At 58.6% G+C, this 26,318-nt stretch carries 20 protein-coding genes; 7 read left to right on the plus strand and 13 right to left on the minus strand.

Going from position 1 to position 26,318, the window contains the following annotated elements; translation table 11 throughout:
- Window positions 1–31 precede the first annotated feature (31 nt).
- From J3U88_RS07885 to deoC, 5 genes are all read right to left on the minus strand, one after another.
- A complete protein-coding gene (locus tag J3U88_RS07885; RefSeq protein WP_207858099.1) occupies window positions 32–2,125 on the minus strand; it encodes a S9 family peptidase in 2,094 nt (697 codons plus the stop codon).
- Between the two features lie 535 nt (window positions 2,126–2,660).
- Entirely contained in the window at window positions 2,661–4,361 is a 1,701-nt protein-coding gene (locus J3U88_RS07890) for a hypothetical protein (RefSeq protein WP_207858100.1), read from the minus strand.
- Between the two features lie 269 nt (window positions 4,362–4,630).
- A complete protein-coding gene (locus tag J3U88_RS07895) occupies window positions 4,631–5,050 on the minus strand; it encodes a SufE family protein (protein ID WP_207858102.1) in 420 nt (139 codons plus the stop codon).
- A 197-nt stretch (window positions 5,051–5,247) separates the two neighbouring features.
- Window positions 5,248–6,759 carry a di-heme oxidoredictase family protein gene (locus tag J3U88_RS07900; protein ID WP_207858104.1) on the minus strand — a complete coding sequence of 504 codons (1,512 nt, stop codon included), beginning with the start codon at window positions 6,757–6,759 and terminating at the stop codon, window positions 5,248–5,250.
- Between the two features lie 497 nt (window positions 6,760–7,256).
- Window positions 7,257–7,934: a deoxyribose-phosphate aldolase gene (deoC, locus tag J3U88_RS07905; protein ID WP_207858106.1), complete on the minus strand. Its 678-nt coding sequence runs from the start codon at window positions 7,932–7,934 to the stop codon at window positions 7,257–7,259.
- Window positions 7,935–8,481: 547 nt separating this feature from the next.
- On the opposite strand from deoC, the gene xthA reads away from it, so the two are divergent.
- Together xthA and J3U88_RS07915 are read left to right on the plus strand one after the other, a co-directional pair.
- A complete protein-coding gene (xthA, locus tag J3U88_RS07910; protein WP_207858107.1) occupies window positions 8,482–9,309 on the plus strand; it encodes an exodeoxyribonuclease III in 828 nt (275 codons plus the stop codon).
- A gap of 26 nt (window positions 9,310–9,335) precedes the next feature.
- Window positions 9,336–9,617, plus strand: a complete 282-nt coding sequence (locus J3U88_RS07915; RefSeq protein ID WP_207858108.1) for a DUF503 domain-containing protein — start codon at window positions 9,336–9,338, stop codon at window positions 9,615–9,617.
- Window positions 9,618–9,677: 60 nt separating this feature from the next.
- Here J3U88_RS07915 and J3U88_RS07920 read toward each other — a convergent pair whose 3' ends face one another.
- Both J3U88_RS07920 and sohB read right to left on the minus strand, forming a co-directional pair.
- Window positions 9,678–10,610, minus strand: a complete 933-nt coding sequence (locus tag J3U88_RS07920) for a hypothetical protein (RefSeq protein ID WP_207858109.1) — start codon at window positions 10,608–10,610, stop codon at window positions 9,678–9,680.
- A gap of 36 nt (window positions 10,611–10,646) precedes the next feature.
- On the minus strand, window positions 10,647–11,672 hold the full coding sequence (gene sohB, locus J3U88_RS07925) for a protease SohB (protein ID WP_207858110.1): 1,026 nt from the start codon (window positions 11,670–11,672) through the stop codon (window positions 10,647–10,649).
- A 477-nt stretch (window positions 11,673–12,149) separates the two neighbouring features.
- On the opposite strand from sohB, the gene J3U88_RS07930 reads away from it, so the two are divergent.
- On the plus strand, window positions 12,150–13,889 hold the full coding sequence (locus tag J3U88_RS07930) for an aromatic amino acid hydroxylase (protein WP_207858111.1): 1,740 nt from the start codon (window positions 12,150–12,152) through the stop codon (window positions 13,887–13,889).
- Window positions 13,890–14,071: 182 nt separating this feature from the next.
- Entirely contained in the window at window positions 14,072–14,437 is a 366-nt protein-coding gene (locus J3U88_RS07935; protein ID WP_207858112.1) for a hypothetical protein, read from the plus strand.
- An 88-nt stretch (window positions 14,438–14,525) separates the two neighbouring features.
- Here J3U88_RS07935 and J3U88_RS07940 read toward each other — a convergent pair whose 3' ends face one another.
- Entirely contained in the window at window positions 14,526–15,623 is a 1,098-nt protein-coding gene (locus J3U88_RS07940) for a chemotaxis protein (RefSeq protein WP_207858114.1), read from the minus strand.
- A 562-nt stretch (window positions 15,624–16,185) separates the two neighbouring features.
- Here J3U88_RS07940 and J3U88_RS07945 point away from each other — a divergent pair.
- Window positions 16,186–17,619, plus strand: a complete 1,434-nt coding sequence (locus J3U88_RS07945; RefSeq protein WP_207858116.1) for a dihydrolipoyl dehydrogenase — start codon at window positions 16,186–16,188, stop codon at window positions 17,617–17,619.
- A 285-nt stretch (window positions 17,620–17,904) separates the two neighbouring features.
- Here J3U88_RS07945 and J3U88_RS07950 read toward each other — a convergent pair whose 3' ends face one another.
- Together J3U88_RS07950 and J3U88_RS07955 are read right to left on the minus strand one after the other, a co-directional pair.
- A complete protein-coding gene (locus tag J3U88_RS07950; protein WP_207858118.1) occupies window positions 17,905–18,810 on the minus strand; it encodes a hypothetical protein in 906 nt (301 codons plus the stop codon).
- A gap of 230 nt (window positions 18,811–19,040) precedes the next feature.
- The gene (locus J3U88_RS07955; protein ID WP_207858120.1) at window positions 19,041–20,426 is read right to left on the minus strand and encodes a HEAT repeat domain-containing protein; all 1,386 of its coding nucleotides are present in this window, start codon (window positions 20,424–20,426) and stop codon (window positions 19,041–19,043) included.
- Window positions 20,427–20,872: 446 nt separating this feature from the next.
- Between J3U88_RS07955 and J3U88_RS07960 the strand changes: the two genes are divergently transcribed.
- Window positions 20,873–22,168, plus strand: a complete 1,296-nt coding sequence (locus J3U88_RS07960; protein WP_207858122.1) for a hypothetical protein — start codon at window positions 20,873–20,875, stop codon at window positions 22,166–22,168.
- A 40-nt stretch (window positions 22,169–22,208) separates the two neighbouring features.
- Here the strand turns inward: J3U88_RS07960 and J3U88_RS07965 are convergent, their stop codons facing one another.
- The 3 genes from J3U88_RS07965 to J3U88_RS07975 all read right to left on the minus strand — a co-directional run bounded on the left by J3U88_RS07965 (window position 22,209) and on the right by J3U88_RS07975 (window position 25,431).
- Window positions 22,209–23,555 (minus strand): hypothetical protein, encoded by a 1,347-nt coding sequence (locus J3U88_RS07965; protein ID WP_207858124.1) that lies wholly within the window; start codon window positions 23,553–23,555, stop codon window positions 22,209–22,211.
- Window positions 23,556–23,671: 116 nt separating this feature from the next.
- Complete coding sequence (locus J3U88_RS07970) at window positions 23,672–24,625, minus strand: pyridoxamine 5'-phosphate oxidase family protein (RefSeq protein WP_207858126.1); 954 nt, start codon at window positions 24,623–24,625, stop codon at window positions 23,672–23,674.
- A gap of 191 nt (window positions 24,626–24,816) precedes the next feature.
- On the minus strand, window positions 24,817–25,431 hold the full coding sequence (locus tag J3U88_RS07975) for a glutathione S-transferase family protein (protein WP_207858128.1): 615 nt from the start codon (window positions 25,429–25,431) through the stop codon (window positions 24,817–24,819).
- 298 nt (window positions 25,432–25,729) lie between these two features.
- Between J3U88_RS07975 and J3U88_RS07980 the strand changes: the two genes are divergently transcribed.
- The gene (locus tag J3U88_RS07980; protein WP_207858130.1) at window positions 25,730–26,296 is read left to right on the plus strand and encodes a TetR/AcrR family transcriptional regulator; all 567 of its coding nucleotides are present in this window, start codon (window positions 25,730–25,732) and stop codon (window positions 26,294–26,296) included.
- Window positions 26,297–26,318 lie beyond the last annotated feature (22 nt).

A 26,318-nucleotide genomic window follows, 5' to 3' on the forward strand; every position in this document is an offset into this window, starting at 1 on the left:
CTCTCTTGTGATTTTGTTGCCTGTTGCATAACTATGGGGCGGAGGGTTTTTCCTTGGTGCCGGGGAGGGTTTCTTCCAGCCATTGGAAGAAGATGCGGTGCCACAAAATACCGTTTTGCGGTTTCAGTACCCAGTGGCCTTCGTCCGGGAAGTACAGGAAGCGGGCTTTGTTGCCTTTCATCTTGGCTGCTTGGAACGCCTGTAAACCCTCGGTCAAGGGCACGCGGTAGTCCAACTGGCCGTGGATCACCAGGATCGGGGTTTCCCAGTTCTGCACGTAGCTGTGCGGGCTGTTTTCCGCGTACTGCTTCTTCTGTTCTTCGCTTTCCCAGTAAGGGCCGCCCATGTCGCGGTTGGGGAAAAACAACTCTTCCGTCGCGCCGTACCAGCCCTCCATGTTAAACAGGCCGCAGTGCGAGATCATCGATTGGAAACGCTTGTTTTCGCCGTGGTTCATGCCCATTAAACGGAACACGGTGTAACCGCCGAAGGAGGCGCCGATCGCCGCCACCCGTTGGGTTTCGATGTAGTCTTTGGCGAGCATCGCATCGGTCGATGACAAAATATCGCGCATCGGTTGGCCGCCGTAATCACCCTTGATGCTGTCGTTCCATTCGCGGCCGAATCCTGGCAAACCGCGGCGGTTGATGCCCACGACCACGTAACCCTGCGCGGCCATCAGGTGGAAGTTCCAGCGGAAGCTGAAGAACTGGGAGACCATCGACTGGGGACCGCCTTGGCAGTAAACCAAGAGGGGGTACTTTTTGTTGGGATCGAAGTTGGGCGGCTTGATGATCCAGTTGTGGATCTTCTTGCCGTCGGTCGCATCAACCCACATGGTCTCGATTTCGGGCAAGTCCAGCTTGGCGTAGTGGTCGCCGTTAATATCGGTCAGGGTTTTCAGCGAACCGTCCGCGTTGACCTTCACCAGTTCGAAGGGGCGCTCGTGGGTGCTTTTCTTGGCGAGGATCAGGTCGCCTTTGACGGTGAAGCTGCTCAGGTTGTGGCGGCCTTTGGTGATTTGGGTGATGTTGCCGGTGTGCTTTTTGCCCTTGCGGGTGATGTCCATGCGGTAAAGCTGGTAGGTCCCCTTGGTGGGGCCGTTGAAGATGAGGGTGTCGTTGTCCTGCCAGGCGATGTGGCTGACCGTTTCGTCGAGGCCGACCGTCAGTTCTTCAATTGTTTTGTTTTTGCGGTGGTACAGCATGATGCGGTTGCGGTCCGACTCGTAACCCGGCGTTTCCATCGAGAGCCAGGCCAGGTAGGTGCCGTCGGGGGAGTAGCGTGGTTCGACGTCGTAACCACCCATGTTCTTGGTCAAAAGTTCGGCGACCTTGCCGTCGGTGGGCAACAGGTAAATGCCGGTATCGGTGCTGTCGGCGGGTCGGTTGGGGACCAGCGCGACGTAGGCGATTTCTTTGCCGTCGGGCGAGATGGTGAAGTCACCGGCATCACCAAAGGGTTTGGTGGGCGTGTCCTGGGTCAAATCCTTCATCAGATCGCGGGCGTTGTCGCCGTTGATGTCGGCCAGGTGCAGGTGGGAATAAGTTCCCTCGAACCAGCCGTCCCAGTGCCGTAATTTGAGGTCGTCGTACACACGGGCCGAGGCGTTGGGCAGGTCCTCAAATAGGTTTTTGACGGGTTTGCCGAGCGCTACTTCTTTGGTAAACAGCAGGCGTTCCTGGCCGGGCAGCAACTTGACGTTGCTCAAGCCGTCGGGGGCGTTGCTGATGCGCTCGGCCTCGCCGCCGTTGAGGGCGATGTAGTAGAGCTGGGCTTTGGCTTTGTCCTCGCGGTTGGAGAGGAAATACACGCCGGCGCCGTCCGCGGCGAAGATGGGGTTGTGATCGGAGGCGGTGTGGCTGGTCAAACGGCGCGATTCACCGCGCGCGATGTCGAGCACGTAAAGGTCGCTGTTGCTGGTTTCATCTTGCCAGTTGTATTGGGTGACACTGTACACGGCGTGGTTGCCGTCAGGAGAAACGGTCACGCTACCCAAGCGCTTGAGCTGCCAGAGTTTTTCAGGGGTCAAAACTTCGCCCGCGCTAAGGGGCGCGAGCAGGAAGAGAGCCGCCGTGAGGGTGATGGTCAAAGCGACCAACGGCGAACGGAATGATGTGAACATAAAAACCTCGTTAAGGTAATGATGCGGGCGTCGGGTTTCCCTCCGCGAAGAAAAATATGCCGGACGGGCCGGGTGGGCGGATGGGAAGAGGCTGGGAAACAGGAACCGTCGCTGGGTCGCGTTTCGCCCCATACCGAAAGAAAGGACCGCTTCCAGAACCTGCCCCATCATCGCCGCGCCGCGCCCCAGCCTAAAGGTCGGGTGACCTGGCAAGCGTTGCCGGCGGTGTGTGCGGCTCTGGGATGGGATGGAATTCGGGAATCGGCTTCTCGGCGCGTGAAACCTTGATGGGGGTCGCGAGTGAATGGATGCTCGGCAGAAAGAAGAGACGGGTTCCCCGACCGCGCCGCGAAACAATCGTGGCATGATTGCAGCGCTTATTGTAACGGAGCGGACGGCGGGGCGGTAGCAAAAGCGCGCCCCGCCCGGATTTAACCTAAAACGCGCGGCGCACCCGACGAAGGGCTCATTCCTCGAAAAAGGGGTTGGCTCAGATAAGTAGATTGCGGTAGGGGCATGTGCCGTCAGGCCTTGCTTATTTCGCCGGATGAGCGCGTTCGAGGAAAAGCCGAATCTGACGCATGGTGGCCGCGGGGAAATCACCTTTCTGATGACCTTCCTCGAACAGTTCGAGCCGCATCGCCGGGGTGAATTCACGTTCGAACTCGGGACTGTACCATTCGCGGTAAGCCTCGGCGGCTTGGTGCATGGCCAAGGTGGTCGTGGAAATCAAACCTTGCTGGTGAAGTTGGTTGAGGGTGTTCACCCGCTCGCGCGGTGTTTTTTCGCGATAGGCGGGGTCGGTCTGGGTGAACAGGGTGAGCGCCGGATCGGAGAAATCGGCGAATGCGGCGTTGGTTTTCTGCGCGCGGCGGTGGATTTCGAGCATGGCCCGGCCCTGTTGCGTCGGGGGGAGGTCACGGCAATGCACGGCAATCGCGCGGGTTAGGAAAAAGTGGCGATACCGCTTAAACGCACCGCTGCGCAGCAACTGTCGGTCGGCGAGATCCTGAATCGCCCACACGTGGCGCGCATCGTTGCGTCCGCCGAATAGGTCTTCCCGGAGGGCCCGTTCGATCAGGTACGCGGTGAAAAGGGTGTCCTCCTGTAGGGCGACCGAGGCGGCTTGAAGATAGGCCTTGAGTTGGTTTTTGGCACCGCGCACCTGCAAGCAGTGTTGCAGGATGAGTTCGTTGCGCAGGTGTTTGAGCGGTACGCGAACGGCTTGATCGCGTTTCAGTTGAAGCAGGCTTTGCAGCTTGGCCAAGGTGTCCTTGGGTCCGTGCTGCTTGGCGAGCCAAGCGCGGGGGTTCAAGGCTTTGGTCGACCGCGGCACGGTGTTTTGCCGGGCTGGGTCCCACAGCAGGTTGATCACTTGCTCCTGGATGTGCCCCAATTTCGGGTCAAGCGGGGCAAGCTTGTCGCGCAGGGCCTGTTTGTTCCAGGTGGTGTAATCGGGGTGGTTGATGACGGCGGCAATCGCCGCTTCAACGAGGTAGTCCTGCAGGACCGGACTCACATGGGTGTTTTCTAGGTAAACGACTTGCGCGGTTTGCAGCCGTTGTTGGGGTGAACCCTCGGTTAGCCGATTTTGATGGTGCAGGACAAAAAAGAGGTCGGTGCCGCGAGCCCAAATGGGCAAATAACGGTTGGCCAAGGTCAGGGCCTCACCCGCTTGTTGTTGGGGGGTGGTGCCGGCGTCGCCTGAAAGCACATGTTCGAGGAGGGCGGCGATCATGTGTTTTTCCCAAATCAGGGTGTTCGGGGCGTAATCGCGTTGGTTCAATTGCTTGAGCAGGCTAAGCCTTTGGTGGATATCCAGGTTTTCAAAGTCATGCTTTTGCAGGATTTGGTCCTGAAAGAGGGCGCCGAGGCTGCCGTAGTCCATGCCGTTTAAAAAGTCTTGGGCTTGGTACAGCGCCTTCAGTCGTGCTTCCGGTGTTTGGACGCGCGTACTTTGTTCCCATACCCAGCGGTTGAGGAACACCCACCCATCGAGACCGCGTTCGATTTCTTTTTGCCGACTTTTCAAGAGGGCGCCTTGTGCCTCGAGCGCTAGATCGGAAAAACCGGGGGGCGGCTGGAAAAAGGCGGGTGGTCGTGGCCGTTCCGTCTGGACCGCGGCGGGCTGGGTCGGGACCTCGGTGGCGGGTGGGTCGGCCGCCGGTGATGGGCTGGATGAGGGTTTACAAGCTGTAAAGCCGAGGAGTAGGAGCCAAAACAAAAATCGCGACATAGGACCTCACAAACCCAGGCGGTCCCGGCGTTGGGTCGCGGGAACCTGGGGGGTGTCGCATCACGGATCCCTGAATCAGGGTTGGTTGCCAACAGCGAACAGCGGTGAAAGCGGGTTGGCGCGATGCGGATCATTGCCTGTTCGCCGTGTTCCAGCATAGTGGACCGACCTTGCTTGGCCCCAGAGACGAGGGTATGAAAAAGCCGTGACAGTTGTCACGGCTGGTGGAAACTGCGACTACCCGTGGCAACTGCCGCGGCTGGTGACGGTTACGCGGCCGCGAATTGTTTGATGCGTTCAACCATGGCGTAAAAGCCGTTGCGGCGGTTGACGCTGATATGGGAACCCAACTCCAACTGTTCAAAAACGGCGTTGATGTCGACGGCGCGTACTTCCGCCGCGGTTTTGTGGGAATACACGACCAACAAGACGGCGATCAAGCCTTTGACAATATGGGCGTCGCTGTCGGCGGTCAAAATAATCCGCGGCGGTGTTTCCTCGCTCACGTCCGCGGTCATCCAGACCTGGCTAATGCAGCCGTCGACTTTGTTGGTGTCGTTTTTGGCGCTTTCCGGGAACGCGGGCAACTTGCGGCCCAGGTCGATCAGGTAGCGGTAGCGCTCTTCCCAGTCTTCGAATAAATCGAAATTCTCCAACAGTTCCTCGGTGGTCAATTCACCCAACGGCATGTGTCCTTCCTCATTGCAGCACCTTTTCCCGCTGTTCTAGCCAGAGGACCGGTTTCGCGGAAAAAACCCTGGTGGGCCGAACGGGCCGGGCGCCGCCTTAATCATGTGTGCGCATTGTAGCGGAGTCATCCCGGTACCCAAGCAAAAAAAGCGGGCCGAGGCCCGCTTTTTCCTTCACCGTTCCGGTGGAACCGGGGTTATTCCATGACGTCGCGTTGGACAGGCGCGTTTTTGCGCACGACGCGGTTGCGGTTCTTGGCCTGGCCGTTTTCGTCCACGATCAAGCTCTGCGCGTCACGGGGCAGGATTTGCAAGGACTTGAGGAATTCGACGATTTCGTCGCGCTGCCGCTGGGGCAAGGCAAAGTACTGGTCGCGTGAAGCACGGGCGTCGCCGCCGTGGTAGTGAATCGCCTCGGTCATGGTGGTCAGGTCACCGCGGTGGCCGAATGGCGCGCTGGAACCCACATCCCACAACTTGCGGGTCAGGAACTCTTCCGTGGGCACGCCGGCCTGAACCAACTGCTCGTTACAGAAATGGCTGTAGTCGTCGTCGCACAGGTTGTGGCGTTTGAGGTCGGTAAAGGCACGCACCTCAACCTGACCGAGGTGGTTTTTGCGTGGCAGCGGACCTTGGCCCAAAACGGTCATGTCCCAGGTATACACCGCGGTGGTTTCCGCGGGGACCAGGTTGCCCTCGGGGTTGTAGGGGTTGGGTTCGGAGAAAACTGGATCGTTCAGGGTCAGACTGGATACGTGACAGCTTTCGCAGCCGATGTCTTTGAACAGGCGTTCGCCGCGCAGGATGGCGCGGGCGCGGGGCGCGTCGTTGGGAATGATTTGGCCGGGCGTGCCGAGGGCTGCCTGCCAAACGGAGATCGCGGTGATGTCGCCCACGGTTAACTCGTCTTCAACCGCGTCTTGGTCAAAGTCTTTGGTGCCGGTGCGCGCCATGCCGAAGCGTTCGGTTGACTGCATGCCGTGGTGGTGGTTCATGGCGTTGTTGCTGAACTCGCGCAGAGACACGACCACGCCTTTTTGGTGGAAGGGTTTGATGATCAGATCGGCATCGACGCCGTCGACCGCGCTGGTGTCGAGGGTCCCGTCGGCGGCGGCGGTAATGGTGCCGAAATTCACGCCTTTGGTGTCGAGTGAAAGGGTGACCGAGGCGTTGGTTTCGGCGGCTTGGGCGACGGCAAGGTCGCGTACCGCGTGCAGATCGGCCGTCATTTCGCGCGAGAGCATTTCAATCAGGCCGGCACCGTGCATGCCGAGCGTGTTGCGCTCGTTGGAAAAGGTCGCCATGACGGAATCCTGGACAGGGTCGGCGGCTTGGGCCAAAACAAAAACGTTGGCCACGATATCACCCGCACCGCCGCGAACCGGGTCGTTGTGACAGCCCGCGCAGGAGTTGGATTCAGGGGCCGAGGTGCGGATAAAAGCAGGTGCGGAGCCAGGTTCACGGGCCGCGCCGGTGCCGGTGGTGCCGGGACGACCTTGGCCGTCATAGGTGTTGAATTTGGCCGCAAACAATAATTCGCCGTGGTCAAAAATCTGCCAAAAATCCAAGGATCCGTTTTCGATCTGGGCTTGATCCATATGTTCGCGGATAATAGGCCCATCACCAATTTGGGCCATGCTCCATCCTGTCATCAAAAGCGCACCAAAAGCCGCGCACCGCAGGGCGGTGTGAATCATCGGCAATTTCATTCCGAACCTCCATCGTCTCTAGGTCAAGGTATCTTTTCGCGTGGTGTGAGCACGACGGATCGCGGGACAGAGCGGCGGGGGCAAGCGATTGCAGGACAGGCAAAAACCGGCACGCTATCCCGAGGAACGGGGTGGATCACACCAACTCATTCAGTCAAAGCAACGGGTAAGCCCAGCAATGTCATGAATTAAGCATTCTTGGGTGGGGGTGTACTAAACTTATCGAACCGAAGGGCCCTAACCTTAACTTAAGTTTGCATCCTAATCAAAGATAAATAGGTCTATTTGGCGTCGGTTAGCAGTTTCTAAAGGGTTATCATGTGGTCATAGCGGATGAAAAATCCCGCCGTTGTTTTGGCTTATACGGAATTGGATGGTCATTCAGCGGTCGCCGAAAAAAACAAAAGCGGCGCCGACCCTCGGGTCGAACGCCGCTCGCGGGACCGTTCCCTGCTTCATGGGGAACGACCTAACAACGGGTTGCCGTGGTTCGGGTGTTATTGCGCGCTTTGGTTGATTTCGCCGAGGATCGCGACCCCGGAGCTGGCGCCGATGCGGTTGGCACCGGCCTCAAGCATGGCTTGCATGGTTTCCAGGCTGCGAATCCCACCCGAGGCTTTTACCCCGAGTGCGTCGCCGACGGTACGGCGCATGAGGGCGACGTCTTCAATGACCGCGCCACCCGTGCCGAAGCCGGTTGAGGTTTTGACGAATTGGGCGCCCGCGTCTTGGCTTGCACTGCAGGCGGCCGCTTTTTCCGCGTCGGTGAGATAACAGTTTTCGATGATGACTTTCACCAGGGCACCCTCGGCGGCACGCACGACCTCGTTGATGTCGATTTGTACCGCGCGCCAGTCGCCGGCTTTGGCCCAACCGAGGTTGATGACCATGTCGATTTCGTTGGCGCCGTGTTCTACCGCCCAAGCCGTTTCCTGCGCTTTGTTGCGCGGGCTGGTCGCGCCGAAGGGAAAACCCACGACGGTACACAGAGCGGTTTCTTCTTGTTCAAGAATGGATCGGCAGAGAGGCACGTAAGCGGGATTGACACACACGGAGAAGAAACCGTGACGGACCGCGTCTTCGCATAAGCTGCGAATTTCGTTCGGCGTCGCCGTGGGTTTCAGTAAGGTGTGATCGATGGTTTTGGCATAGTCCGCGGCGGTTTTCGGCAACATGAGTGCTCCTCTTTTCCCATTCGGGTTCATCCCGACGTTCCGCGAAACGCTTGCGGTCGATGCGCGTGGTTGTACTGGGTAAGTGCGCCGGCGCGTCGTCGCGTTTCGACTTTTTTTCAGGTAATGCACCATGGTGCGGGTTACGTTTGTGCCGCAAGGGTTTTCACTTGCAGCCTCCGGTGGGTCGGAATGGGGCCGGTTGGTTTGATCGCCCGGCGGGGCGAACAGGGTTATTCTAGCGATCAAGCCCGGCCCGGTCACTTGTTTATCGTGCGTGCTTTGGGTGCTGTGATGTGGGTAGCTTTTTTGTCAAATCCCTCCCGTGAAGGGTCACGGCGCGGCCTTTCGTTTTGCTTTGGGATGCTTCGCTTCAGGCGATTTCGCCGCCAAGCGGGCGCGGCCGGCTTGGTTGCAACGGTGGGGGGTTCGGTGGTACAAAAGGAGCCTTGTCGCTTTGCCGGCCCTCGGGCCGGGCGAACCCTTTGCCGGTTCACGGTTTACAAAAATTCGCGAGCGCGGCAAACATGTTTCGAGTGGGAGGACGCACGTGAGAGTGGTCAGTTTTAATGTGAATGGTATTCGCGCGCGACAGCACCAACTCGCGGCGCTTGCCGAATCGAACCCCGGCATTGTCGGTTTCCAAGAAACCAAGGTGGTTGACGCCGAGTTTCCCGTCGGCAACCTGACGGAATTGGGTTACCAGCCACAATGGTTCGGTCAAAAAGGCCATTACGGGGTGGCCTTGATGAGTCGGATCCCCCCGCGCGCCGTTCACAAAGGGTTTCCCGGGGACGACGCCAAGGCCCAAAAACGGATGATCATTGGCGCGTACGCCTTGGCCGACGGACGGACCTTGAAGGTGCTCAACGGGTACTTTCCCCAGGGCGAAAGCCGCAACCATCCCGAGAAATTCCCCAACAAACAGAAATTCTACGCCGACTTGACGCGCTACCTTAAGGAACACTGCGACCCAAGCGAACCCCTGCTGGTAATTGGCGATATGAACATCGCGCGCGTCGACGGCGATATCGGCATCGGCGCGGACAACGCCAAGCGCTGGCTGCGCACCGGCAAAGCCAGCTTTTTGCCGGAAGAACGCGAATGGATGGAGACCTTGCTGGCCTGGGGTCTCACCGATACCTACCGCCACCTGTACCCCGAGGTGGACGACCGCTTCAGTTGGTTCGATTACCGCAGCAAAGGTTTTGATCGCGAACCCAAACGCGGCCTGCGCATCGATCTTATTCTGGCGACCGCGCCGATGATGGATGTCTTGGGTGACGCCGGCATTGATTACGCGTTGCGCGGTATGGAAAAACCCTCGGACCACTGCCCGGTCTGGGCGGATTTCGAGGTGGCGCTCGCCGGCGATTGAGCGGCGCCCCTTACGGAGACCCGACGATGATTTTAGAATTGATGACGGCCGAATTTCGGCTCGAGGGTTGTTATTCCCTCAAGGACAAACGCAAACGTTTGTCCGGTTTGCGCCATCGCTTCGGCAATGCGACCAACATCGCCGTGTGCGAAAGCGATTACCACGACGTGCACGACCGTTCCGAGTGGACCTTTGTCGTGGTGGGCAATTCCCAAGCCGTGGTGGAAAAAACCTTCGCGGTAATCGAGGACCGCTTGGTGAACAGCGTCGATGCGATGTTGCTCGGAATAGAGCGCGAGGCGCTTTAATCCAACCTAAGATAAAAAAACCACGCCCTGTAAGCGGTTGCGCAGGGTGCGGCCGGCAGGCTAGGGGATTTGCAGCCAGGCCTGGGCGTAGGGGACGGGTTCTTGAAGCGGGCCTTGCCACCATTTGGCGGGGTCGTCGAGTTTGCGCACTTGCAGGAACAAAAGATGTTCGCTCGCGTCGGATTCGGCGGTAAGGCCCAGGCGTGCCGAGGCCGGAACCTGGGTGCCCGCGGCGATCAGTTCTTCCTTGCGGAGACCGCCGATCATCAGTGCCAGCCCTTTTTCCGGCGAAACCAGGTACAGCGTATAACCCGTGCCGGGCGCCAGGTAGGTTTTGACGATTTCACCCGCGAAGGGTGCGCTGACCACCGCGCCCGCCGGCAAGCGCAGTTGCATGCGCTGGTAGGCGTCGGTTTCGGCCGTGTTGAGCAAGGCGGCGGCATCAACCGCTATGTTGAGCAGCTTCCCCGCGGGTACGGTGACCGCGGGGGTTTGGGGTTTCACGGGCATGGGTTCATCCCGCGTCTCCGCGGCTTCCGGCCGCTTCGGGGCCGGTGTTTCCGCCACGGTTGGCGCTTGGGTGGTTGCTTCCTCTTCCGCCCGCGGTTGGATCAACGATGCTGGTTCGGGTTCAGCCACGCTGTCTTGTGGTGGCGCATCGGTGCGGGCCGTTTCTTGCGTGGGTTGCGGTGTGACGTTTGCGGTTTCGTTTTGGGGAGAGGTGGGAAAGTCCTCTAATTCGACGGCTTCTTCCACGGTCGTTGATGTCGGGTACGGCTCAGCCTGGCCGGCCGATTCAGCAGGTGCCTCGGGTTGCGCTGCTAGAGGGGATGGTGCGTCGGGTTGCCTGTCATGCGCCGGAGGGCGGGTGGCTGCCGGCGCGGTTTCCCCCGGGGGCGCGCTGGTTTGAATCAGCAGGGCGGGGTAAACCATTAAACACAGGAACATGCCGATGAATAGCCAGGCTTTGGCCAAGCGCATGAGGTGATCCATGTCGGGGCTCCTTCAAAATCAACGAAACGGGGACTGCTATTCAGCGCGGAAACGGGCGCGTTCTTCCATTTCCGTCCAAACCTTTTTTACCATGCCGGCGCCAATACTGGTGAGGGTACTGGTCACCCGCTCGCGCACGCTTTTGGCGACGTCGTAACGGATCAGGTAAATGTTGGTTTCGGGGCGGCGTTCCAGCAGGTAGTCGTCGCTGGTCAGCAGCCGGTCAATGAGTTTTTGTTCCAGGGCGCGGGTGCCGTACCAGGTTTCGCCGGTGGCGATTTTGTCGACATCCACCGCCGGCCGGTAGGTGGTCACAAAATCCTTGAACAGTTGGTGGGTGTCTTCCAGCTCGCTTTGGAACTTTTCGCGGCCTTTTTCGGTGACTTCACCGAGCGGTGACAAGGTGCGTTTAAACTCGCCGGAGGTCATTTCCAGATAATCGACGTCGTGTTTTTTGAGGAGGCGGTGGAAGTTGGGGAACATGGCGATGACCCCGATGGAGCCGAGAATCGCAAAGGGCGGCGCCAAAATGCGGTCCGCGATGCAGGCCATCATGTAACCGCCGCTGGCGGCAACGCGGTCGATGCACACCGTAAGCGGAATCTTTTTTTCGCGCAGCCGTGCCAATTGGGCCGCGGCCAAACCGTACTGGTGGACCATGCCGCCGGAGGACTCCAGCCGAACCACGACTTCGTCTTTTTCGGGGTCGGCCATGCCCAATACGGCGGTGACTTGTTCGCGCAGTTCGCCGACCTGGGTAGCGGCGATGTCGCCGTCGAAATCAAGCACGTACAGGTTCTTTTCCGACGGGGTTTTGTGTTTCTGCTCTTTTTTCTGGGTCTTTTGGTAATCTTTCGCCGTTTTGCGATCCATCACCGCGTAACGGACGCTTTCGACCAGGTCATCGAGGTGGTTGCCGAGATCGACCACGCTGATCGAGCCGATTTCGTTGTCCTCGTTGCGACGGATGGTGGCGGAAAGTAACAGAATCACGGCGCCCACGGCGAGTGTGACAATGCCGGCTTTGACCACGAAGCCGACGATCTCCAAAATAAATTCCATAAAACCTCAAGCGGCGAGATGACACGGGCAAGGGTCGCACCCACCGAACGCCTGTTTTTGTGGCGGTTCTTCGTGTGCCCACTCTAGCAGTCACCCGCCTGAAGGGAAAGGGGAAGCGGGCGCGGTGGTGCCTGACGAGGGGGCCGGGTGCCCGGCGGGTTTCCCGGCCGGGGCCGTTTGGTTCCCGCTAGGGCCGCGAAGGATTTGTGACCGCGCGGGCAGGCAAAGTTCGGCCCGTTCTGTGCCGAACTTTGCGCGATTGCATCCACCCGAACCCGTTACTTTTAGGTAGAATGGTTATCGTTTACGTTGCCTTTTTTGCCGGCGGCCAAGCCGTACTTGGTTTTGATCCGGCCCTTTTTCCGCATTTGCGAGACGCCCCAAGCCCTCACCTGGCCGCGACAACGGGGGGTCCCCCGCACCGAACAGGGTGCCACACACAAACGAAACCTGAACCACAGTGAAACGGAGGTCATCATGAATGCTCACGAAACATTGGACCGCATTCCCGCCCATTTGCGCCGCTATGTGGTGCATCAAGATTACGATGCCTATGACACCGTGGACCAAGCGGTTTGGCGATTTATTCTTTTGCAGACCTATAACCAGCTTAAAGAAACCGCGCACCCTATTTATGTGGACGGCTTACAGCAGACCGGGATTTCGATTGATCGCATCCCGCGCATTGAGGAAATGGACGCCTGTTTGTCCCGCTTCGGTTGGGGCGCGGTCTGTGTCGACGGCTTTATTCCGCCGCGCGCCTTTCAGGAATTCCAAGCGCTTGGGATCCTGACCATCGCCGCCGATATTCGCACCGCCGATCACCTCGCTTACACACCGGCCCCGGACATCATTCACGAATCGGCCGGCCACGCACCGATTATTCCCGATCCCGATTACAACCGTTTCCTGCGCCGTTTCGGTGAAATCGGCAAACTTGCCTTTTCCTCGGGCGAAGACCTCGATGTGTACAACGCCATCCGCAACCTGTCCGTGGTCAAAGAAGACATCAGCAGCACGCCGGAGCAGGTTTACGCGGCCGAGGTTCGCTTGGAGGAGGCCATTGCCGCCGTCTCCTTTACCTCCGAGGCCAGCTTCTTGTCGCGTCTGCACTGGTGGACGGTGGAATACGGGTTGATTGGCAAACCCGAGGATTACAAAATCTACGGCGCCGGGATTTTGTCGTCCGTGGGCGAAAGTTACTTCCTGCACCTGCCCGAGGTGAAAAAGTTGCCGCTCACCGCCGGCTGTATTGACGTGAACTACGACATTACCAAACAACAACCGCAACTGTTTGTGGTGGAAACCTTCGATCAGCTCAACCACATTCTCGACGAGGTCTGCGAGACCTTTGCCTTTAAGGTCGGTGGCCGTAAGGCCTTGGATGTGATGCTTAAAAGCTGCGAAGTCGGCACGGTTACCCTCAACTCCGGCCTGCAAATTACGGGAACCCTCACCAACATTCACGGCGGGTCAAACGCCGACTACCTCCAGTTCACCGGGCCTTGTGCCTTGTCTGTTGGTAACCGTCAATTGGAGGGGCATGGCAAGGAACACCACGCCGAGGGTTACGGTTCTCCGCTGGGTGTGCTGGACGACGGCGAAAGCTTGGCCGCCAAAAGACCTGCTGATTTGGAACGCTACGGATTCGCCGGCAACGGTTCGCGCGGCCAATTACGGTTTAAATCCGGGGTTGTTGTGGCGGGCGTGCTGCAAAAAACGCTGGTCAACGAGGATGGCCGGCTGATGCTGGTCACCTTCACCGACTGCCGCGTGACCTTGGGTGACCAGGTTCTGTTCCAGCCGGAATGGGGCGTTTACGACATGGCGGTCGGCGACCAAGTGACCACGGCTTTTGCCGGTGCCGCCGACGATTGTTATTGGCCCAAAAGTGATTACAGCGAAAAACGCGTGCCCGGCCTGAAGAATTACAGTGAGACGGACTGTCGCTTGTTGGGCCTCTACGACGAGGTGAACCAGGTTAGGCAGGGGGAACCGGCGCGGATGCTCGAACGCTTCACCCATGCCGACCGTGTCATTCGCGAGCAGTATCCCGACCACTGGTTGCTGCCCTGGTACATGTTGGAGAGTTTGGTTGCCCAGGATCGCGGCGTGGCTTTGGCCTTGCGTTTGCGCAACTTCATGAAACAAATCGAGAACCGCCGCTTCCGTGAAGTACCGGTTTCCATGGGCCTTCGGTTCTTGGATCTTTCCTAAGTAAAGCGGGTTTTTGGTGCCTTGGTCGGCATGGGGACGATCCCGGTGCCGGCAACATTGGGTGAAGGGTGTCGGCGTCGCTTGAAAACAAGCCGTTCTCGTGGTACCAATGTCAATACTTTTTTCGCCGCATTCGAGCCAACGCTCGGATTCGCATGGCTTCGAATTCAAGGAGAATCGTTATGAAAAAACTCGTCGTCCTTGCCGCTTTGTTCTGTTTTGCCGGTTGGGGTTTTGGTTGTGATTCAGCCAAGGCCGTTGCCAAAACCAAAACCGAGGCGCCCGTGGTGGCTGCCGCGACCCAACCCACCTTACCCTCGCAACCCGTTGTCAAAGCCGCCGCCGTGCCCTCGGCAAAAACCGCCGCCAAAAGCCACTGCGCCCCTAAAGCCAAAGGCACCGTTGTCAAAGGTCACTGCGCGCCCAAGGCCGCAACCGCCAAATCCTGCTGCGCGAGCAAGAAAACGGCCACTGTTGCCGCCGCGCAACCCGCCGAGGCGCCCAAGGCCGCCAAAGCTGTGAAAGCCGCCAAACAAGGCGATATCTAAGCCGAACCCGATCCCCGCGGGGAACATGCACCAATAAAGGGAATGATTCGTTTGAATCATTCCCTTTATTATTTGGCGGTGCCCGTCGTTATTCGGCGATGAAGGTTTCGATCAAACCCTTGAGTTTGCCCAGTTGTTTTTTCGAGAGATTGGCGTCCGCGTTGACGCTCTGGCATTTGAGCGCCATTTGTTCGGTGATGAGTGACGACAAGACGATGACCGGCAAACTGGGAAACAGGCTTTTGAGATTGCGGCACAGGGTGAGGCCGTCCATTTGCGGCATTTCAATATCGGTGATGACCAGATCGCAGACATCTTTGATGCCGCCGCCGCGATTGATCGCCTCGTTCGCGCGTTTTTCCAAATGGCGGAAGAGCACCAACCCGTTTTCGAAAACGGCGAGGTTGCGGTAGTTCCAGTGGTGCAGGGTGCTGATCAGATTCATGCGGAAGAGGTTGGAATCCTCGGCCAGGTAAAGGGAGGGGCCCAACGCGTCCTCGTTGGCCGTCGGTGCCGGGGCCTGTGCGCTGGGTGCCGGGGTTTGTATCTTGGGTGCCGGTGCGGCCGGCACGGCGGGTGTGGTCGGCGCCGGTGCGGCGGCGTTGCGCCACATGGCGGTTGCCGCGAGGGCCTCGGCGCTCACACCCGCGGGCGGGGGGCCCGGTGCGGCGGTCGGTACCGGGGGCGCGGCTGCTTGTTCCGACTCGGCCGCGTCGAGTTGTGGGGCGCCTTGTACGTCTTCCAAAATGCACTCGAAATCGAGAATGGCGATTTCGCGGTTTTCCAACACCACCATGCCGGTTACCCGTGGATTGTGCATCTGCAGTGCCGGTGAGGTCGGTTGGAAATCCGTCCAATTAATGCGATGGATTTTGTTGACCCCGTCAACCAGGTAGCCGCTTAAGCTGCTGTTGAAATCGGTGAGGATGATGATGCGCGGTACCTTGGTTTCGGTGACCTGCCGGTGCAAATGGCGGTTCAAGTCGAGGATGGGCACGTGGTGCCCGAGATGATGCAGCGAACCCAGCATGCTGGGGATTTGGTCGGGGAGTGCGGTGATTTGATCGGCCTCGTAGCGGACCATCTGCTTGACCTTGGCGACGTTGATCCCGAAACTTTGATCGCCCAGATAGAATTCGAGGAACTCGACTTCGTTGGTTCCCGCTTCCAAGAGTATTTCGTGCAAGGTGTACCCCTCGGCGTCGGTGGGACCTTGATCAGAGACGGGGTCCGACGACGGTTGTTTCGCGTTTTGGTGCTAAATCATGGATGAGTTGCCGCCCATTATAATCCGAATTCGCGCTTTGTGGCGGCGAGAACCCGTGCGCAACCGAGGATTGCGAAATAGAAGTCGGACCATCGGTGTTTCTTTGAGGTGCGGCACCCACCCGGCATGGGCGGTGGGCCGCCCGCGCCGGGGTTTGGAGAAGGCCTTCGTGCTTGCCGATGCCGCGGGTAAATGCGGCTGTTGGTTTACCTTGAAAAGCGTTAAACCTAAGAAGCGCGATAAGCGTGAGGGGTTTTGGCTAAAGATCTGGAGCGAAATGGTTTGAAAAAAGCGGGCCGGGGTCGCGCACGACCGCACCCGTTGGGTGCGGTGCGCATTTTCACAGGCCGTTGCAGTCCAGAGGTTTCGCCAAAATCGCCGCGCTTCGGCGCTTCTTAGGTTAAACTATCCAGAACAAAATAGAACCACCGATACGGCAGGTGAGACCCGGCCGGACCTTTCGCCGGGAAAGGAAGTAACGATGGACGAGATCAAAGTAGACGTCGCGATAATCGGCGCCGGCACCGCGGGTCTGGGTGCCTATCGCAACGCCAAAAAACACCGTGAGCGCGTGGTGATGATTGAGGGGGGACCCTACGGGACGACCTGTGCCCGCGTGGGGTGCATGCCCAGTAAGCTGCTGATCGCGGCGGCCGAGGCGGCCCATCAATTAGAAAAAGCGCCCGCCTTCGGGGTGCATTTCGACGGCGCACCGCGGATTGAGGGTCGCGAGGTGATGGCCCGGGTCAAGCGCGAGCGCGACCGATTCGTCGGTTTTGTGGTCGAATCGGTGGAGAATATTCCGGCCGAGGACCGCCTGCGTGGCTATGCCCGTTTTATCGACAACCACCGTTTACAAGTGGACGGCAAGGTGGTGCATGCGCGCACCGTTGTAATTGCAACCGGCTCTTCCCCGGCCGTGCCCGGTATGTTCCGCGACCTGGGCGACCGCCTGTTGGTGAACGACGCTATTTTTGAATGGGACGACCTACCCAAGTCCGTGGCCGTTTTTGGGCCCGGTGTGATTGGTTTGGAACTGGGCCAGGCGTTGCATCGGCTCGGTGTACGGGTGCGCATCTTCGGGCGCGGCGGCAACGTGGGTCCCTTGACCGATCCGGCCGTTTTGGAAAAATGCGCCACCACGCTCTCGGAAGAATTTTACTTGGATCCCGATGCCGTGATCGGGGCTTTGTCGCGCGAGGAAGATCACGTGGTGATTACCTACAAACACCGCGACGGCGACCAACGCACCGAGTCGTTTGATTACGTGATCGCCGCCACCGGGCGCACCCCCAATGTGCGCAACCTGGGTTTGGAAAATACCGACCTGCCCTTGGACGAGCGCGGCGTACCGGTTCACGATCCCTACACCATGCAGGTCGGCGATTCCCATGTGTTTATCGCGGGTGACGCCACCAACGAGCGACCCTTGTTGCACGAGGCCGCCGACGAGGGGCGCATCGCCGGTGAAAACGCGGGTCGTTATCCCGACATTCGCGCCGGCGTGCGCCGTTCCTCGCTGGGCATCGTGTTCTCCGATCCCCAAATCGCCATGGTCGGTTGTTCCTACAAAATGCTCACCGAGGGGTGTTTCGCCGTCGGCGAGGTCTCGTTCGACGATCAGGGCCGTAGCCGCGTCATGCTGCGCAACAAAGGCTTGCTGCGGGTGTACGCGGAACACGGGACCGGTTTGTTCAAAGGTGCCGAGATGTTCGGTCCCGCCGCGGAGCACATCGGGCATCTCTTAGCCTGGGCGCACCAGCGCAAGATGACCATTGCCGAGATGTTGGCCATGCCCTTTTACCATCCGGTCATCGAAGAAGGGGTGCGCACCGCCCTGCGCGATGTGAACAACAAGCTCCATCTGGGACCGGTTCCGGTTCCGCGCTGCCTGGACTGCGGTCCCGGCGCCTAACCCGCATTTCTCACAAGGAATTCTGCGACGGGGCAAGCCATGCGATTACGAGGGGGCGGCCTTCCGCGGGGCGGCCATCCGCATTACTCGGTCGAGTCGCCTTCGCCTCAGCTGCTACGCCGAATGGTCGGACCCCTGCGCCGTCTCTCGGTCGTAATCTTCGTACTCACAAGGCTTTCTGCTTCTCGCGACGAATCCTTGTGAGAATTGCGGGCTAAGCAGGCCGCCGCGGGTGACTTCGCCCGCGGCTTGAGCGGACGCTCTTTGGTTTGCGGGCGATGTGCCTTAGCTTTCCATGTACATGGCCACGATTTCCTCGTCGAGGACCTGGTCCAAGGTCATTATTTTGAATTCTTTCGAACCCGCGTAGGCCAGCCACCAGCTTTTTAGATCCTCGGGGATGCCCTCGTATTCCACCAGCCAATGGTCGGTTTCGGCTTCCACCTTGGACCCGTACCGTTCCAGCCACGGGGTGATGTCGGCCCAGGGGGCGAGCACCACCTCGGGTTCGTCGCCTTCCTGAAAATCGTCGCGCATTTCGTGGCTGACCAGCACCACGTAATCCACCTCGGGCAAGGCCAACGGGCCGCCGTCGCCCCAAATCACCGCCGTGTGAACCTGATCGTCGACCCAAATAAAGTTGAACTTGGGGACATAGGCCTCTCCCTCGAGGCTCGCTTCATAGGTCTCGCGCGCCACGTTCCAACGCCAATACTGCTTGATGCGTGGTGCCGGTGTGCAGGGAAAGGGGTGTTCGGGGTGCTGGTCGACAATGGCCTCGACCGCAAAGGCGTTGGCGTGGTTCCAGCCCTTCAGAAAGGCCGCGCGCGAAAACAAGCCTTCCCCCAGGCCGTCGTTTTGTGGGTCGACCACGTGCAGTTCGAAATGGTTGATAAAGGCTTCCAGCTCGTCGGCCGCTTCTAGAGCGAACACGTGGGGGCGGAACAGGTTGATGTCGAAAACAATCGGAATTAGTTGGTATTCGGCTTCCTGAAGCGGTTCGTCCTTGTCGCGTTCGGGGAGTTCGGCGTCGAATTCGAAATAGAAATAGATGCCCGAGTCGACGTTTTGGTAATGGGCGTGGTTCTCTTCGAGCAGGTAGTTCTTGCGGTCTTGGAAAAAGGCCACAAATTCGGTGTAGTCGGGAGGTTCCACCTGCATCTGCTGAGTGAAAAATAATTCGTAACTCATGAATCTACCTTTTAAGTCGGGTCATATCGCCCTGTGTTCGCCGGTGAGCTAGCCCGCTGTCAAAAGCGGCGAAGGGCATGCATGTTTCTCTTATCGTATCGGCGCCGCAATTATTGATGGCTAAAATCAAGGTGGCGGTGCTTGGTCCAATTCCGCTTCTTGTTTCCGCGGCAAACTAAGGTGTCCGTTCGGTTGATTTTCTCAGTGAGTCCCGATCTTCCTATTGCGGGTTAGGCTGTCGGGTTGGGGTTGTTGGCTTGATTGAGCGCGCCGGTGGTCGGTGGGGTCGGGCTCAGTGCGCCCTGGCTTGGTTCGGAAACCGGCGTCAGCGAACCGGCGTGTTCGTGGGCCGGGAACTTCGCAGAGAGGACGTCGAGGGTTTCGTTGAGTTCGCGTTTGAGGGTGCCGCCGGCTTCGGGCACCGCGGCGCGCAACGGCGCTAAGCTGTCCCGTTGCCCAATTGCACGCAGGTGTCGTACCGCGGTGACTTGCTCGTCTTTGTCCCCGCTTTCAAGTACATCAAACAGGAAGTGGCGCACGCCCTCGTGGTCTTCGCGGATAATCGCCGACAAAATTTCCGGCCGGTAATGGTTGCGGTGGAACAGCGCGATCAGGTGTGGGATGCAGGCCGGCTCCTGCTGCTCGCCGAGGCGGTCCAGCAGGGCTTGAAACATGATGGGGTTGCCGAGGGTTGTGTGCAGCAAAAGGTGAAGCGGGTAATCGTCGCGTTTGGCGAGCATGTCGAGGGTGGCAAGGCGCGTCTGGTGATGGTCATGCACCAAGGCGTGTCGGATGCCCGCGTTGCTTACCGGCATGCCGCAGTAGAGCTTGAGCAGGTGGCCGAAGGGGTTTTGGCTTTCCACCAGGGCGTCGCCGAGGGTTTCACGAACCTGTTCGGGTTGGTGGTGTTCGCACATGGTGCGAAACATCGCCTGGAGCAGCGGTTGCGGGTGTTCGCCTTCTAGGTAGCGGCCGATGACCTCGAGTTTGGGTTTTTGGTGCAACAGGTAATCCACCAATTCCATGATGATCGCTTGGTCCTGCTGCATGCGGGTCTGGTGGAGCGCGCCGGCGCCGTGAAGCCGAAAAATCAGATGGGTATCGTGGATCTCGAAGGTTAGCCAGGGTTCGAAAAGCGCCAGATGCGGCCCTAGGGTTTGCAAAAGGATTTGATGGTCACCCTGGTAGCGGTAAACCCAAGGTGTGTAGGGATCTTTTTGTCGCAAGTGCTTGTTGAGAAGGTCAAAGGTGTTAGGGTCGTCGTCGCCTTTAGTGGGCGTGAGGGTAAAACCAAAGGATTGGGGCTCCCGAAAGGCGACGCGGTAAACCAAGGTGTTGTTGGCGTGGAGACCGGAGGAATCGGTTTCCAATAAAAGCGTGAGGGTATAGCTGTCATTGACCTCAAGTTTCCAACCATTTTCTGGATTTGTGCCTGGGTAGATGCGCTTGAAGCTGTGGGCTAACCGATTGTTATAGAGCTGCTTGAAGCCAATGACCAGGGTGAGGCCGGCCATGGTGGCGGCGAAAACGATCAGGACCATCGTGGTATCCGCGGTGGTGAGGGGTTGTTGGAAAACTGGATGGGTTGCCGCGCTTAGGCTGAAAAAAAGAAACATCGTCGTCCGCCTCTGTCTCGACCGGAAGTTGCTCGCGCGCGGGTCGTTGGTATGCAACGCGCAAAACCGTGGCCGATCCGTCGGTTACCCTGTTTGTTAGGGTGTTTTATCGTCTGGGTCGGGGGATTCCATCAGGGTTAATTCGGCGCCGCGCGGTGCGAGTCTGAGATTCTCTTGGGCGGGCGCGGGGGTGGCCAGGCTGATTAGACCCTCGGGTTGTTGGATGCCGCGGCGCGTTCGATTCTTTGCGCGCGGTAGCCTGTCTGATTAAGTTACAATACACCCATCCACACGTTTGATCCGTTTTCTCGCTTGCCGTTTTTTTTGCAACGGGATGAGATCTTTTTTGGCGCTTCTTGGTGTTTCGCTAATAAAAAAGATCCATGCCGCATTTGGAGGACGTCGCGGGGTTCATGCGCCGATTTACGCTGATTTGGGAGGTTCGGGTGCGATTCCAGCTTGTTGTCTTTTTGTTTGTGTTGTTCTGTGCACCGGTTTTTGCCGCCAAGACCTATTTGGTCGGGGGCGACAAAGAGGCCGGCAAAGCCGCCGCGGAGGCGGCCGGAGCCAAGTGGGTCAAAAGTTTGACCAAAGCATTTGCCAAAGCTGCCAACGATCTAAACGGCGGTGAAAATGAGGTCGTGGTCAAATTGGCCGCCGGCGATCAAAACGGGGATTTGGGTTCGGGTGCCTATGCGCTGCCGCAATTTAACAATCCATCGGGGTCACTCACCTTGATCGGTGGTTTCGACAATGCCTTCGCCAAACGCGATCCTTTCGGCACGCCCACCGTGATCACCACCATCGCCGACCGCTCCGCGCCGCTGTGGACTTTTGCGCGCAACACCAAACTCAAAGCTTTGGTGGTCGACGGTTTGGTGTGGGACGCCACCGCCTCCAATCGCTACGACGCCAAAACCAACAGCCTCCTCAAAGGCACCTCCAGCACCCACGTGTTTATTAAATTGAACTACTTTGAAACCGATTTGCTGGAATTTCGCAACAACGTGTTTCTCAACGCGCCCCATCGCGTCATCGAAACCTTGATCCGCGCCGCCACGCCCCAAGCCGAGGTGCGATTTATCAATTCGATTTTTCTCAACTGTGTGATCCCGCTGAAGTTGGATTCGGCGCGTTTTCGCAACAAACCCAAAAAGATGGTGGTTGACCACTGCTCCTTTTTGCTCAATTGGGCCTACAATCCCGATCCCAACACCGGCAACCCTTGCGCGCTGGAGATTGGGCCCAAGGACGCCGCCGGCGAAATTCACATCACCAACAGTTTGTTTTACGCCAACTTCGGCGGCGCCATTTTGGCCCTAAACCAACAGATGCCGGGTTTGACCCTGAACAACAACAACATCATCGGCAACGGCATGTTGCACGGTCAAAGCGACGCCGACGCCGTGGCGATGATTGTTTCGGCCGGTGGGCGCAAGCAACCCCTCGGCGTGGACGACCTGGAAGACGTGCCCGCGGTGGATGAGGCGGAGGACAACGTGTCGGTACTACCCGGTATTCCGCTTGCCCTCGGTGAGGTAAAAACTGTCGACGCTTCGAAGATCAAGGTTGAGAAAACTTGGGAAAACGCGGTCAATCGGATCCTGGGTCGCAACGTTTCCGGCGGCACCGTCGCCATTAAGGACTACGCGCCCAAGAAAAGCTACGATCCGGTCAATCCACCGTTCGCCACCCGCGAGGGCGCCAAGCAATACGGTGCCTCGGCCGCGAACGTGAAATAACCGCAATCGTTGCCGCGCGCGGCCGCGCGCCGCGCGGACTTTATTCCGGGGGCGCGACCCTGCTCAAATCGTCGCCCGGGCTTGCCGGGCTCAGCATGCCCGTGGTTTCTTCCATGGCGACAACCATCAGTGCGCCCGCGTTGGCGTCGCGTGGGTTTCTTGCTTCGATTTGGTCGATGATTTTTTGAACCTCAAATTTGAACAAGAAATTGCCTTCTTGCGCGGCCGTTCGAATCAAATGGGTCGAGGTCCGGTCGCCCACGTGGGCGAGCAATTGGGCCGCCCGCTTCCTTTCGGGCCGCATGCCGTGGACCAAAAGCAGATGCAGGAAGCCGCGAACCCGCGCGTCATCAGGACGCAGCAAGAAATTAAGCCAATCAGGCGAGGGTTTGGTGCTTTGGTACCAGGCAATGATATGAGGAACCGAGGCGTGGTCGTGATGATGTTGCAATTCGTTTAAACATTCCTGCGCCAATAGACCCTGTCCCAGGGCGTAGCCAAAAAGGTGGTGCAGGGGATAGCCTTTGCCGAGGACGATCACCCGAGAGAAGCGGCGAATGGCCGTGTGCTTGTGAAAGAGCAAGCGGGCAACCTCGAGCTGGGTGCCGGTGTGGCCCGCGTACAAACGCAGCAAATGCACGTGTTCGGCTTCCAGTCTGTCTTGGGTTGTGGCCAGGTAATGGTGAATCGCCTCGGGACTTTGGGCGCGGAGCGATTCGACCAGCAGATTGGCGCGTACGGCCGGGCCGACGAATTGAGCCTCGGGCAGGGCGACCACGGTTGGGCTGTACGGCCAGGTGAGCAGCAGCACCAGCAGCCGTTCCAAGCGCGGTCGGTCTTTTTCCAGCAAGCGTTTGCAGCGCGCGGGGTTGCCGGGTAGGGTGCCGCCCCCGTGTACGCTCGATAGCCACAACCCTTCCGTGGTGAGCCTGACCGGGTGAAAAGCATCACACTGCGCCTTCCATACTTGGAGGCGCCTTCGGATCTTGGCTTCGCCGATGTGGGTGAACGCTTTTCCCACGGGCACCGGCCGGCCCGCTTTGTTTAGGCCGCGCACAAAATAACAAAGGCCGCTCATTGGATGCTCGGAAGAATCGCGGGTGGCGATGGCAAACACTTGGTATTGAGTGGTTTTGAAGAGTGGCGGCGGGTCCGGCTCCGTCTCGGGACGAAGCAGCGCATGGACCACCGGGTCGTCGGTGTGTTCGCGATTACGGGCGAGCCATTTGTAACCGGCAAAACCCACACCGGCCCATGCCGCCAGGCTGAGGATGATGTCTCCCATCAGGGTTACATCGGGATCGTAGACTTGGCAGCCGCTCATCAGCAAAGCTAGGGCCGCGGTTGTTATCCCGAAAATGACGGGGTGCTTTTTTCGCCTGTACATGGTTCCTTTCCGAGGTCCCGGGTTGGGGATCATTCCTTAAAGGGGGCGCGAGCGCCCCCTTGCGGGTGACATTCTCTTCGGTTGGATCGGCAAGGCGTGTTCCGTGGTTGATGGTTTTATTGAGGAAGGTGGGGCGAATAATCGGTGAAGGTGAATTGGAAGGGGAGTGCATCGCGTAACCACACCGCCTCGGTTAATTCAAAGGTGACCATGCGCTCGGCGCCGCGGGTGAACCTCAATTTTGATTCCTCCCAAACCACCTTGCTATGGCCGATCAGTTGGAGCAGGTGCCCGTTTTCAAAATCGAGAAACAGGAAGCCGCTGCGCGGATCGGCCTGAAGGTTGCCGAGCGTGTTGAAAAACAAGTTGCCTTGGTAGTCGGGAAAGGCGAAGCGCCGTTCGTCCAGCAGTTGCACGAATCCCGGTGGACCACCGCGGTGGGACACATCGACCCCCACGGTCGCCGGATCCTCCGCTTCCCCGTTTTGGCCGTGAAAGGCGCTGGCGATAAAAAAGGTATCTGCTTTTTGCAACAGTGCTTGCATCGCCTCGGTGAGTACCGAGCTGGGTGCCTCGGGTTTGGTGTTCGGTTTCGCGCGTGGCGCGAATTCCGACAGTCGGGTTTGAATGTACTTGGGGCAGTTGCCGAAACTCTGATCGACCGCGACGTCGATCACGCCCGCCGCGTCGATGCCGCGAACCGTGCCGTTCACGCGGTTGCGGCGGCGGCTGTGGAATTCCAAGCCGAGGAAGCCAAGTTTGGCGCCGACCCTGAGTTGGGGTGCAAGCGGATCATGGGCCGTCAGCCGGCTGTTGATGTGCAGGGTTTGCGGATCCGGGCTCCTCACGAATCCTGGCCGGCCCGCGAGTAACGAAGCACGCGGGAAACCGGCCCCATCAAGGGCGCCGACGTACAGCAACGCTTGGTTCTCAAAGAACGCGCGGTGCTGGTCCGGCATAAAGTCGCGAATGACGCGACCGCCGATTTTGGCCATCTTCTCTCGAACACCGAGCCGCGCTTGAATCGCTTGCTCGCCGCGGTGGAATCGGTTGGGGGGTTGCGCTGTCATACATCCTCCGATCTAGCCCGCACTTCTCGCAAGGAACGCTGCTACGAAGCCGAATCCTTGTGAGAAGTGCGGTTAGGGTTGAATAAGTTAGGGTCAGGTGGGCGATCCGGTTGGTCCGAATGTTTCCCGAGGGATTCGTCGCGAGATGCTTGAACCTCGGGGCGAAATTCAGTTGGGATCGCCCGTATCGATTAGACCGTTTGTTCGGCGGGGTGCAGGCCGGGCATGCCGATGAAGTTGGGCTGGGTGGTGATGCGGTTGAGCCAAGCGCGAACGGCGGGATAGGGTTCCAGGCTGATTTCCGCATCGCCGGCCAGCCCAACATAAGGGAAGACGGCGATGTCGGCGATGGTGATCGCGTCACCGACCAGCCAGTCGTGGCCTTGGAGGTGTTGTTCCAACAAGTTGAGCAGCGCATCTGTTTTTTGACGTGCCTGGTTGTAGTCGAGACCCGCGCCGAAGAGTTTGACGAGGCGGGCGTCGGCCGGACCGCGACCCGCTTCGTTGGCCGCGGTGGAAAGCCAAAACTGAATTTCTGCACGGGTTTGCGCGTCTTTGGGGTACCAGGATTCGGCTTCAAATTTCTCTGCCAAGTAAACCAAAATCGCTTGGCTGTCGCTGATGATGCATTCCCCGTCGGCCAGGGTTGGAATTTGCCCTTTGGGATTGATGCTCAGGTACTCGGGTGATTTGTGTTCCCCTTTTAAGACATTCACCGTGACTTTTTCGAAGGGTTGCTGGAGCAGGTTAAGGAACAGACGAACTTTGTAGCAGTTGCCGGATAATTCGAGATCGTAGAGTTTCATGGTGGGGTCTCCTGAAAAGGTAAGGTGTGCGCCGGCGGTGTTGGTTGTCGCGGCGATGAAGTGAATTATACCGATCGTTCGGTTGTGTGCAAGTGTTTTGAAAGGTGGACGGTTGATTTTGTTCTTAAATAATTGAAATAAATATGGTTGAGTTTGCAAGTTTTCTTGGATTTGATCGGTCTAGTGGTGTGGCGGGTTTTTGGCTGTCGCGCTTTTTTGGTGTTTGGGGTGAACAATCGGTATAATGAATCGCCGACACCCCGCCTCGATACGGCGCGTGTTTGCTGAGGAGGGTTCTATGCCGCCGGCGGTGATTGCGAAAGAAGAAGTTTTGCGGGTCTTATCCCATGAGTTCCGAACCTGGGGGTATGACGGCGCCACCTTGTCGCGTTTGTCGCAGGCCACCGGTTTGGTTAAGGCGAGCCTGTACCATCACTTCCCGAAGGGGAAACAAGACATGGCCAAGGCCGTGCTGGACCATGTCGGCCAAGCCTTGATGGAACAGGTGGTGGCGCCCATGCACAAGCCGGTTTCCGTCGATTGGCTTGTTAAAGAACTGTGCGTGAATCTGGCCGCCTTCTATGGCAACGGCAAGCTTTCCTGTTTGGTAGACGTCTTTTCGATGGGGTCCGCCAAAGACCTTCTGGGCGAGACGGTTAAGGGGCATGTCCAGGCCCTGATTCGCGAAATTGCCGCCTTGTTGGTGCGCGCTGAGATTCCCGCCGAGGTGGCGACGGCGCGGGCCGAACGGGCCGTGGTACTGATTCAAGGCGGCCTGATCATCGGTCGCGCCTTGGATCGGCCCGAGGTGTTTTTGGAGCAGCTTAACGACTTGCCCGATATCCTGCTGGCGCCGGTCGATTAGACCGATTGTTTGGTTAGGCCGG

This window comes from Acanthopleuribacter pedis, from assembly GCF_017377855.1.
In the GTDB taxonomy this organism is placed as follows: Bacteria; Acidobacteriota; Holophagae; order Acanthopleuribacterales; family Acanthopleuribacteraceae; genus Acanthopleuribacter; species Acanthopleuribacter pedis.